Below are 11,570 nucleotides of genomic sequence, written 5' to 3' on the forward strand. Positions count from 1 at the left end.
TAGGTTCGTGAGTAATGTAGTAATGACCGATCCAGTCACAAAACAGCCCACCTGACCTTGGCAAACGAGTAAAAACCGCTACTACCGGTCCCGTAGCAACACGAAGTAACGGTAGTCAGGCCCCGTAGTAACCACCACCAGAGAGGCTGGAGAAGCGCGGCTGCTGAGCCATGGGCGGCGCCCACCTCTGGGGCGAGTATGAACACAACACGCTGTCCTAATCACGCACGATTCCTGACTTATCTGTCGAGCTTTGGCGGCCAGTCGATCATCCGAGTGCTCCAGCCTGCTCGCGTGAGTTTCCGGCAAGGACTTGCCAGCCTCAAGGCAGCACGCTCAGCGGGAGTCCAGTCGGTGCCACGGACATTCGTCGACGGCGACGGCTTGCCTCTGGGGTTGTGGGTTCACGTCGTCCAGACTCGTGTTGCCAAGGGAGCCCTGAGTGACTCCGAGCGCGAGGCATATGTGGCTGCCGCTGGGATCTCCGATCTTCGTGAGCAGCAATTCATCGATGGCCTGATCCATATCAAAGCTCATGCAGGTGCCAAGGCAACTATCGGTGCTCGCCATGTCTGTGACGATGGCTTCCCTCTATCAGGTTTCATCGACGCATTCTCCGACTCACTCAGCGTCGACACCGATCGTCGCAAATCAATCGTCAAAGAAGTTCTTGGCGTGACCAGACTCAGCGAACACCGGTTCTTCCGCGCTGGTGGGGCGGGACTGAAGGCGAATAGCACCGAACAGAGTCCTCCGACTGCCGAGGCGGCCCCCTCTCAGGAGCCGTTCCGCCTCGATGGAATCTCGGACGCCCAGTATTTGAACCTCTACCAGTCGTGGCGAGATCGTCACCCTGATCGAGTCGAGGTACCCATCGACGATAGATTCGTGGGCTTTCGTCTCGGCAAATGGTTTTCCACGCTCACGCCCAAGCGCGGGAACGAACGCGCGAGGCAACTGCGCTCGATGGTCTCAGCCATCGCACCGAGCGTTCGCTTCCTATCGCGCACGAGCGTCGAAGAGACCCGAGTTCGCCAGACAGTGAAAATGCTACGAGCATTCGCTGTCGCCGGATCACCCAAACCCGAAGTCGTGCGCCATATCGTCGCCTCAGCCCTCATGACCACCCCGCTGTCAGCCCAAGACGAGACCGACATCGACCAGGCCGGATACACCCTCCTGGTCAACCATCTGCGTACCCAAGGAGCCTTCGCCGCATGAAAACGTTCATCACCCGAATCGCGACATCCGTCGCCAAGACATTCACTGTGGCCATGGGCTCACCGTTACTGAGATGGACAGTATTTGGAGTCGTCGCGTGCCTCCACGTCCTCTCCGCGTCGATGGTTCCCACCACCCCTTACGACATCAGTCTCGCCGTGGCCCTGGTCGTCCCCGGCATCCTCGCCATGTGGATCTTCGCTGACTTCGCCCACTGGTATCGGTGGGTGGTCATTGCCCTGATCATCATGTGGATCCATCCGGCAGTATCGATGCTCGCCCTCATCATCGCCGATGTCTGGGCCATGAACCGCCACTACCGTGATGGCTCGCGCTATGACACGACAGATCCGGGAGCCACTACGACAGCCCACCACAAGAGGAAGTAGACGCCACAGACACATGCGAGAGAGGAAACACCCCATGGGAGCCGTAATGACAGCCGAGACATTCGATGCCAAGCAGCGTAAGCAGTCCACAAAAGACCTCAACGATCCTTCGGCGATCGGACTGCCGGTGCGTCGTGATTGTGTGCCGGGCCTGCGCAGGGAGAAGATGTTCATCGCGTTCCCTTCGGCGACCGGGCGGTCGGTGAGAATGTCCTCGGCTCCCGACGAACGACCTAGAACCGTCACCAGCACAGTCATCGCCTCAACCCTGTCGACTGACTTCATCCACGAAGAAGTCACCGATGCGGATCGAAAGAACCCGTACCCGCCTGCCGATCAGTCCATCGTGTGCCTGGACCGTCGAGTCTTCAATGCGATCAAGTCCAGCGTGGCCGAATCTGAGAAATTGCCAGGCGGGACGAAGCGACAGTTTGAGATGTTGGCGGCCTACAAGTTTTCCTCGCGCATCTGCGTCCTGACCGATCTGCTCTACGAACGATTCTGGACTCCCGAAGATGCCCCAGTCGAGTCCATCGACTTCTGGTGTGAGGCCTTCGACGTCGAGAACTCGAAGGCTGGGTGGTTCGAACTCATGGAACTAGCCATCTCACCCATCGAAGCACGTGCAGGTTACTTGAAGAAGTTCTACCAGGACCGTCTCAAAGCCGAAGCCTACTTGCTCGGCTCGGCGTGGTTCCGATCGAATGTCGGCTGCTACCGCCAGCTGAACTTCCTCGGAGGCCTCGACAACGTTCTGACCCACCTTGACCCGATCCTGCGTGAGCGCTCAGTTCTGACCGGTGCCACGACCCGCATTGAGGCAGGTCCGGATCAGCAGAGCTTCATCGTCGAGGGTCCGTTGAAGACCAAAGTCGACCGGTCGCTGCTCATCGTCGCTGACGAGAACATGGGGGAGAAAATGAACCGCGCCAAGGTTCGTGAGATCTGGCTCGATGCCGACCGCAAGTCACGGATGCGTCTCGAAGATGAAATCGTCCAGAAGGTTCTCTCCACCCCTGCCATGCGCCTGAGCCAGATCGGCGGATATGCGGTTGAGGCCCCGGTCTTCATCGGCAAAGCCTCGGCTACCCGATGGGCACGTCCCGGCAATATCAAGAACTCAGACGGTGAACCAGTGTCCAAGATCAGTCGCAAGGTGCCCATCCACATCGAACTCGCCGCTGCGATCGATCACTGAGGGCATATGCGCTGGTGGGCTATGAGCCACTCCCACCGGCGCACTCAGTAAGAAGTAGACCAATAAATCCAAACGAAGCAAGGACGGAGGCTGCGCGTGGCCACAACGACTGCGACCGAGAAGCCGAGCCAAAGCCACCAAGTGAACTCCACTGTGGACACTGTTGTCGGCACCGGATCGATCGACTCGTCGAGTGACCTCCTCGCTGCCGCCGTCTCTCACAAGCTCGGGGCCAAAGGGAGCCCGAGGCGCGGCCAGCAGGATCTTTGCGATGATGTGGCCGACGTAATGTCGACCTCGATCACCAATCGCTCTACCGCTGTAACAGGGACTGCGCCACAGCCCGCACTCCTGGGGCGAGCCAAAACCGGCACGGGCAAGTCCCTGGGCTACTTGGCGCCAGCAATGTTCCATGCCGCCAAGTACGGCCACCGCACGGTTGTGTCGACGAAGGACCTCGCCCTACAGCGTCAGATCGTTGACCAAGACGCGCCACATATCAACGCCGCCCTCGACCAGGGCGGCTATGACACGACCGATGTCACCGTACTCAAGGGCTTCAGCAACTATGTGTGCCCTCGCTCGCTCATGCTCTCAGTCACCGATGCCATCGACACCGCGGCGTCGACCAAACATTCCACCGTCGTCGACGGCATCGAACGCCTGACAGCACCACTGACCAACGACGAAGAGGCCGAGAGCTCAGACGGATTCGCCGCATTCGTCAAAGGCCGCATGGCCAAGTTCGTCACCGAATCCCACGGGCTGCTCGACCCACCCACACGTGAGTTCTACACATGGGCGACGACGACAGGCATGGACACGAGCGGACCCAACGTCCACGACCTCTCCGACTACCCACACGCCCTGCCGACACCGGTGAAGCTCTCAGCCACCCAGCAGCGTACGGATTGCCCGGCCACCTGCCCACTGGCCGCGATCTGCCCACCCAACATCTCACGGCAAAGAGCCGCCGACGCCGACGTGATCGTCACCAACCACACGTTCCTGGCGATCCAGGCCGCAGTGGACGCACCCGTGATTGTGTCGAACAAGACCATCGGCCCAATCGACCATCTCATCATCGACGAAGCCCACGAACTTCCGGCTATCACCCGTAAGCAAGCCTCCGGGGCAGTGTCCTCACAGATCATCGGCAAGCTTGCCAGCACCGTGAGCAAGCTCCTCGACGATGACGAGGCCGCCGACAAAGCCGTCCACGCCTCATCAACCGTCCGTGACCTCATGCGCACACACCTGGGCGAGATGATGGGCGATTCCACCGGCGAGATGACCATTGACGAAGACACCGACCCAACCGAAGGGTTCCGCGCATCATTCGACGCCTGGGTAACGACGACAAAGAACGCGCTCCTGGCAGAGAAGAACGGTCTGGGAAAGTCAGAGACCATGTCCCCCGTCCAGCTGCGTCGCTCTGATCGATTGGCTTCTGCGATTCGTCAACTGGCCGAGCTCCGAAGTGTGCTCATCCAGGCAGGTGAACATCGTCCTGGCCGCGCGCGGTGGATCGCCAAAAACGACTCGGGCCTGAGTCTGAATACCTCAGCAGTCGGTGTGGCCAAGATCCTGGGCGAACGAGTCTTCACCGGGTACGAACCCGCCGACCCAGCAGAACTGGCAGCACAGGCGGCAGAAGACGCCCAGCGCGGTGACATTGAAGACGATGACGACCAGATCGCCCGAGACGTGCCCTTCTGGCGACAAGGCAATTCTTACCCGCTCTCGGTCACCTGCGTCTCAGCCACACTGCCAGGCACGTTTCCCAGAGATATCGGTCTCGATACCGATGTCATCGATTATGCCTCGGTCTTCGATGACGCCTACGCCGCTTCCGCGTTCTTCTCTCCACGAGTCTCAACCGACGATGGGGGAGTCGACCCAGACCAGCTCTGCCGCGGATTCGGCAGGCGCAAGAAGCTCGACTACGCCAAGCACCGAACCTGGTCTATCGAGACGATGACTGAGCTCATTCGCTCCAATGGTGGCTCTGCCCTCGTCCTAGCGACCTCCGCTGAGGGCGGCAAGGCGTATGCTCACGCGCTGCGGTCAGCCCTCGACGTGCCGGTCTATGATCAGTGGTCCTCGGCCGGGGCCAGCGTACTCAGGCACAACTTCACCTCGAATGAGTCATCAGTCCTCGTTGCTACTCGTGGCATGATGACCGGCCTCGACGTGCCTGGTGACGCTCTGAGTCTGGTCATCATCGACCGCATCCCTCGGGCCCCGATGAACGCTGTCGACAATGCCAGAGCCGATCTCATCTCCTCCGACGGGGTTTCCGGCTTTCTCGAACAAGACGACGTCTACGGCTCCGATGCCGCAGTCCTCCTCGAACAGGCCGCTGGAAGGCTGATTCGCTCGATCTCCGACACAGGTATGGTCGCTCTCCTCGATCCTCGAATCTCTCCGAAGTCGGACCTGACGAACAAGCGCAACCCGTCGTACCGCTACTACAAACAGATCATCAAACCCTTCGGCACGAAACTCTCATCGACCGATGATGCTGTGTCGTGGTTGGCCGACCAGTTCGCCCAGCGGAGCCGGTCATGAAGCCGCGACTGAGAATCGAGGGCACCCTGCGACAGCCCGAACTTCACGCGGCCTTCGACCGAGACGTCGACCACGCGAGGAATCCGGGCCACTCTCTGCTGGATTTCATCAGGTCGATGCCTTCACGTCGGTGGTCTCCAGAAGACGGCGAATGGATCGTCACCGGCACCGGGATCAACCCACAGAAACGCTTCACCCGCGCCGGGTTCACCATCGACCTCGGCGATGACGAGTTCGCAGACATCATCGACCTCGATGATCTGGTCGAACCGGTGAGCAAGTTGGCCAAGAATGAGCGCGAAGTCTTCATTCGACCACGACTTCTCGGCTACGAGCCCACCCTGGCTTTACTCGGGCTCTCGGCGTCCTGGGACCGACAGAGGCAGCGCTTCACTATCCCCGTGGCAGACATTCTGCGCGCAGGGGAGCCCGTCGAAGGAATCGACTTCGACGACGAGACCATCGAGGCCGCCCGAGAGGCTAAAGGCCGTGTGCGAGTCGAAGAGGCCGTGGCCGGTTCGGTGACTGTCCTGGCGTCCGCCAAAGACTCAGCAGAAGCCGGCGAACACATGAATGAACTCATCGCTCACGTCGGTGATGTACCTGAATGGTTCGGACTCGACCTCTTCGCTTATCAGCGCCTCGGTGCCCTGGCGGCCGCATCTGGGCAAGGATATATCGCGGATGAACCCGGATTGGGTAAGACCAGGTCTGCGCTGGCCGCAGCTGCCATCATCAAGCCGTCTCGAGTCGTTGTCGTGGGCCCTCCCGTATCCCTGACCAATTGGGAACGCGAGACTACGTTCTCAGGTCTGGCCCATGCTTGTGCCGGCGCCATCGACAGGGAGGTCACAGTGATCGAACCCGGTCGGGCTAAGGCCGACGGTGGATTTACTGCCGCCCGGTTCCCAATCCATGGTGACGACGGTGAGCTCGACAGTTTGCCGATCAACAAAATCGTGTCCAGCCGCAAGGTCAAAGACTTCCCCGAAGCGGGAATCGTCATCGTCTCAGACGACATGCTCCGCTCACGCCCGCAAGTGCTATCCGATTTGCAGAAGTGGTCGCCTGAAGTGCTCATCGTCGATGAGATCCACAGGCAGAAGACGTGGGGGGCAGGGAAGTCGACGGCGGTGCGCAGACTCTCCTATGCCACCCAGAAGCTCACGATCGGCCTCTCCGGCACCCCGCTCGATGGATCCCCAGACCAGTTGGCCAACCAGCTTGAGATCACGGGCCACCTGACTCCGGTCTTCGGTGGCAAAGATGCCTTCCTCAACGAATACTGCTCCCGCAACCGGTTCAATGCGTTCATGCCTGTGAAGAAGAAGCTTCCGCAGCTTGGCCGTATCCTCGATGCGCACGTGTGGGTTCGGCGAACCAAAGGCGATGTGCTTCCGTTCTTGCCCAAGAAGACTCGCCGCGTCGAGTGGGTAGATGTGCCCATGCGTGACTACCGACAGGCCCACCGTGAGCTGCTGATGAAGATCGGCGAGGTCGCTGCCGAGTTCCACGAGACCAAAGGTCGGTGGCCCAGCGTCGAAGCTCTTATGGCTGAATTGCCTGACCCCATCAGCCTTTCATCGCCTCTGCGTCGAGCGGCAGGGATGGCCAAGGTCGACATCGTTTCCGAGGCCATCACCGAACATTTGGAATCGACTTCCGACGCCGCCGACGCCGCATACGACCGGCCACTCATCACCTGGGTTCATCACAAAGATGTCGCCGAGGCCATCTTGGACAAGCTGGCAGCCGAGAAGGTTGCAGACGTCCGCCTCATCAGTGGAAAGACAGGACACGACGAACGCGACGACATCATTGACTCCTTCCAGGCTGGGGGAGTCGGAGTGCTCATTGCCTCGATCACCGCGGCCAACACCGCCATCACACTGACCCGGTCGTCGGACATGATTTTTGCTGAAACCGACTGGCGGCCGCCGCAGATCTCGCAGGCCGAGGATCGCTCGGCTCGTATCGGTCAGACCCGTCCCGTCATCGTCACCGCATATGCAGCCGTCGACACCCTCGACGAACGACTTCACGCCTCTCTGGAGACGAAGGGCTCGATACTCGAGGACGTGGTGGTCGGAGGCGACAACATGGTCACCACCGGCACTCAAGGTGTCGCCATGTCGCTGACGGACATCATCGTCGATGTCGTTGGCCAAGCGATCATCGGGGAGAAGAAGGGCAAGCTCGCCCAATGGCGGGCCGAACGCGCGACTGAGCTAGCTAGTTGAGGCATAGAAGGGATATGGACTTCCTGAAATCGGCTCAGTACATTGCCACGGCAGATGAGGGCCCCGAGGTCATCCGCATCGCCGGAGTCGTGCTGACTCTGCTGTCCCGGACAAAGGCCAAGTCGTTGCCTGACCTCAATCGGTCACTTGAGCGCGGGGATAGTAATGCAGTTCAGGGTATCCGTAAAACACTGCTCACAGATTGGCAGATGGAAGCCATGGCCAAGCACTCGGCCGTGCTCGCACCGCTCACGGCAGCCCCGCTGGTCCACCTCATCTACTGCTCGTCGTGTGGAGAACACTGCTATTCGGCCAACGACTATGGGTCCAGGTGCCGCATGAGCTTGGACTGTGGCGAGAAGACGATCCACAAATCGAAGAAGGCTACTCTCGTGCCGAAGGGTCAGACGCCGGCCCCCGCCGATCCGAGCGAGGACGATCCGACTGAGATGACACCGGTGAGCACGCCAGGGCAGGACGTGGATACCGAGGTGTGGACCAGTGCAAAGACAGGTGAAGACGACGAGATTTGGGCGATGGACGCCGATGTTGAAGAATGATGGACTACCAGCCTGAGACGGTGGGGTGAGCAGTGAGCGCCAGACACTCAAATATTGGATAGTCAACGATCTAATCGGTCAGATAACGAACTAGTTGACCCCATTGATTCGAATGCATGGAGATGTTCATTTCGCCGCATCAAGCTGGTGACAACGAAAAGGCCGACCGGCAAATATGCTGGTCGGCCTTTTCTACTGCTCATTGGGTTCAGGCATTGATGAGCATCCGTCGCACTTTCCGATGAGCTTCGCGCTCGGACCCGGAGACATCGGCGGATGCAATCGACAGCTTCCAATCCTCACATGTGATGAACGACAGATGCGCGGTGTGGCGGGAGAGCATCACACACAGGCGACCCGGTGAAGAATGGTGGTTGGTGACTGCCTTGACACCGGCAAACGGATCAAGAGCGACCACGGCAAGCCATTGGCCGCCTTGGAGGCTGTCAGCAGTACCAACAGTGATCGAGGCGCTGTCGTAGGGGTCGAGCAACCCGGCCAACCGAGACTCGATATAGGACCGCTGTGCATTATGGGCGACCACTACGGCCATGTGGCGACCGGCGAGATACATGTCTTCGACGTTTCCTTCTTCGTCGACTTGAACGTACTTCCTTCTCAAAAGCTCGACGACCTTGTCGCAGACTTCATCGAGGAGGTCTGGATCGTGGGCGACCGGCGCGGTGGCGACAACGGAAGTCTCTACCTCGGCGTGGCCCTCGACGTACTTCTCTGACCGCCTGGAATCGAATGGGAAGTCGTAGAAGTGCTGGATGATGTCAGTCGTGGTCTGGCCAAGTCGGTAGGTGTGGTCCAACGACAGAACGACTGCCTCAAGGTCACGCTCAAAGGCGATTGGTGCCGGAATGTGCGGGGGAGTGTGAGCACGGTCAAAGACTTTGGTATCGACAGTGACGACTGGACCGATCTGGCCTGGGTCGCCGACGAAGAGTACCTGGTCTGCCTTGTCGATTGCGGCAATGGTGTCTGAGAACGAGGACTGGTAGGCCTCGTCGACGATATAGAGTCCACCGTCGCCCTTTTCCGTGTTCTTCCGGCTCATTCCGGCCGATGCGATGGTCTGCACGGCAATTGCGCCGGTGCCCAGTGCACTGCCGAATCCGACGCGCTCAGACCAGGCCTCTGGCATGATTTTCGACGATGCGGCGACCACGGCATCGGAGCCGAACGCCTCGGCGATACGAGTGATGAGTGCCTGACCGGAGCCATTGGTTGGAGTCACCACTGTCACTGGCAGGGTCGGCAGCTCGGAGTGGAGGTAATAGGCCAGCCTGGCGACAAGAGTGGACTTGCCAGCACCGGGAGGTGACTTGATGATAGTGGTGCGGGTGCCCTTCCAAACGTTGTAGAGGGCGTGGGCAAAGACTGAGCCGGGTTCAATAGGCATAGGCCCGATCAGCGGCTTCTTGGTGGATTTCTTCTGCTGGTTAGGCTGATCGTCGGTTGTCGATTCCTTGACCGCAACCGAGGGTGTCAAGCCGATGTCTTTGAGTGATAATCCCGTCATACTCACCACTGTCGTGGGACGAGACAGTGGCTCGACGGTCACAACGGGGCCCTCCAAAGCATCCTTTCGTTTTTGGCGCGGACTCGTACGGCACGGTGAATTGTTGATCGATCTACTGAACTGTTGGAGCCACGAGCTTGTTAAGTTCCGCCAATCAGTCAGAAATGACTAGTCGTGACCACCCGGCTGCTGCTTGACACTGAATGTAATCGGCAAAGTGCATATTCTCTCAGTTTCTCTGAATACAGACCATGGTCGATGCCACCAGATCTTGGATTGTTCCCTTCGTTTCGGAGTGAGCTTGCGGTGTGATGAGCTTTTCAGACCACCGTGGTGAATCCGCCAACGAGTCCTTGCAGTCCATTCACCCATTGAGTCCATACTCCGGTGATCAGGAGTATTCCTATTCCGATCAGGACGACGCCTCCTGCACGGGTGATTGCGACATGATGGTCTTTGACCCATCTCATGCGGCCCCCGCCTCTGATCAACAGGAGAGAAACAAGCAGGAAGGGAATGCCAAGGCCCAGGCAGTAGCTCAACGTCAGTATGGTGCCTCGAAGCAGGGCATCGGTTCCGGTCGGTCCAAAACTGGTCGTCAATGCAAGCACTGCGGCTAGCGTCGGGCCCATGCACGGTGCCCAACTGAACGCGAAAGCACCCCCGAGAAGCGGTGCCCCCCACAGTCCCGCCTGAGGGCGACTCTTGATACGCCACTCTCGCTGCAGAAAACTCAACCCGCCCATGAAAATGATCCCGGCGATGATGACGATCGCGCCCATGATGCGATTGATTACGTCCGCCCAGGCGCTGAGAAGTATTCCAGTGAGAGAAAAGACGAGTCCAATTGTGACGAACACCGCCGAAAAGCCGAGCATGAACAAAAACACGCCAACGAGCACGCGGAAAGTCTTCTGGTCTTCAAGAGACTTACCTGCAAGTCCAGTGACATAGCCAAGATAGCCGGGAACCAGAGGCAGCACGCACGGGGACAGGAAAGAGATCACCCCGGCAACCGCAGCAATCGGAACTGCCAACAACATGGGGCCCGAGCTTGCTATCTGAGAGAACTGCTCACCAATTGTCGCCATAGTCATCTCGTCTCTTCGTCGAGGACATCCGTAATGAGCCCGTCGAGAGTTGAACGGTCGACAATGCCAACGACACGAGCGGCGGGGCGGCCATTTGAGTCCAGAACTACCGTCGACGGCACAGCTTGGGGAGGCAGAAGACCGCTCAACGCTGACACTGCCCGACCTTCGTTGTCGAGCATGGAGGGGTAAGTGATGCCGAAGTGTCGAGTAAAGGCATCAGACGCGGCAGCTTGATCTCGGACATTAATTCCAAGAAATCGCACTCTCTCCTCGCGGAATGACTCGTAGCTTTTCTGAAGGTCTGGTGCCTCTTCTCGACACGGCGGGCAAGCTGCGTACCACAAGTTCAAGACGACCGGGCTGCCGTGCCAATCATGGAGGTCGAATGAGTCCCCGCTTGTCGTCTGTCCTGCCAGCTTCACAGCTTCTGAGCGTTCTGATTCGGGGATTTGAGTAATGATTCCCGTGCCTGAGACATACCCTTGGTCGTTTGATCCGGATGCGTCGGCGCTCTTGTTCGTGGGCGCGCACCCAGTCACTGCAGCCAGCACGATCGCGACCACAGCACTCCCATAAGCCAGACGAGAGAAGGAACAGACTCGAGATTGCTGTGCATGCGTATTTCGCACGTTGGCTCCTTGACCACGAAGATTATAAGTATAGGATTCTACGCTACGTAGAATCCTATACTAGGTTAGTTGAAATTTCAGGCGAATGGACCCAGCTCACTGAGATGTCGCACAGTGGCAAAGGTTCAGGCGACCCAGCG

The 11,570-nt window shown here is 59.0% G+C and carries 9 protein-coding genes; 6 read left to right on the top strand and 3 right to left on the bottom strand.

The window, feature by feature from the left end; genetic code table 11:
• The first annotated feature begins 294 nt into the window (after positions 1 to 294).
• The 6 genes from JFC13_RS17400 (at position 295) to JFC13_RS17425 (ending at position 8,179) form a co-directional block, all read left to right on the top strand.
• Positions 295 to 1,221, top strand: coding sequence for a hypothetical protein (locus tag JFC13_RS17400; protein ID WP_198398314.1), 927 nt, complete (start codon positions 295 to 297; stop codon positions 1,219 to 1,221).
• Positions 1,218 to 1,610, top strand: a complete 393-nt coding sequence (locus JFC13_RS17405; protein WP_198398315.1) for a hypothetical protein — start codon at positions 1,218 to 1,220, stop codon at positions 1,608 to 1,610. Before JFC13_RS17400 ends, JFC13_RS17405 begins: the two co-directional genes overlap by 4 nt.
• A gap of 46 nt (positions 1,611 to 1,656) precedes the next feature.
• Entirely contained in the window at positions 1,657 to 2,808 is a 1,152-nt protein-coding gene (locus JFC13_RS17410) for a hypothetical protein (protein ID WP_198398316.1), read from the top strand.
• 96 nt (positions 2,809 to 2,904) lie between these two features.
• The gene (locus JFC13_RS19955) at positions 2,905 to 5,379 is read left to right on the top strand and encodes an ATP-dependent DNA helicase (RefSeq protein WP_198398317.1); all 2,475 of its coding nucleotides are present in this window, start codon (positions 2,905 to 2,907) and stop codon (positions 5,377 to 5,379) included.
• Positions 5,376 to 7,619: a DEAD/DEAH box helicase gene (locus tag JFC13_RS17420; protein ID WP_198398318.1), complete on the top strand. Its 2,244-nt coding sequence runs from the start codon at positions 5,376 to 5,378 to the stop codon at positions 7,617 to 7,619. The genes JFC13_RS19955 and JFC13_RS17420 overlap by 4 nt, the downstream gene beginning before the upstream one ends.
• 14 nt (positions 7,620 to 7,633) lie before the next feature.
• Positions 7,634 to 8,179: a hypothetical protein gene (locus JFC13_RS17425; protein ID WP_198398319.1), complete on the top strand. Its 546-nt coding sequence runs from the start codon at positions 7,634 to 7,636 to the stop codon at positions 8,177 to 8,179.
• A 208-nt stretch (positions 8,180 to 8,387) separates the two neighbouring features.
• Here the strand turns inward: JFC13_RS17425 and JFC13_RS17430 are convergent, their stop codons facing one another.
• The 3 genes from JFC13_RS17430 to JFC13_RS17440 form a co-directional block, all read right to left on the bottom strand.
• Positions 8,388 to 9,707: an AAA family ATPase gene (locus JFC13_RS17430; RefSeq protein WP_198398320.1), complete on the bottom strand. Its 1,320-nt coding sequence runs from the start codon at positions 9,705 to 9,707 to the stop codon at positions 8,388 to 8,390.
• 320 nt (positions 9,708 to 10,027) lie between these two features.
• The gene (locus tag JFC13_RS17435; protein WP_198398321.1) at positions 10,028 to 10,804 is read right to left on the bottom strand and encodes a cytochrome c biogenesis CcdA family protein; all 777 of its coding nucleotides are present in this window, start codon (positions 10,802 to 10,804) and stop codon (positions 10,028 to 10,030) included.
• Positions 10,801 to 11,430, bottom strand: coding sequence for a TlpA family protein disulfide reductase (locus JFC13_RS17440; RefSeq protein ID WP_198398322.1), 630 nt, complete (start codon positions 11,428 to 11,430; stop codon positions 10,801 to 10,803). The genes JFC13_RS17435 and JFC13_RS17440 overlap by 4 nt, the downstream gene beginning before the upstream one ends.
• Positions 11,431 to 11,570 lie beyond the last annotated feature (140 nt).

The organism is Brevibacterium antiquum, assembly GCF_016107655.1.
Taxonomy (GTDB): domain Bacteria; phylum Actinomycetota; class Actinomycetes; order Actinomycetales; family Brevibacteriaceae; genus Brevibacterium; species Brevibacterium antiquum.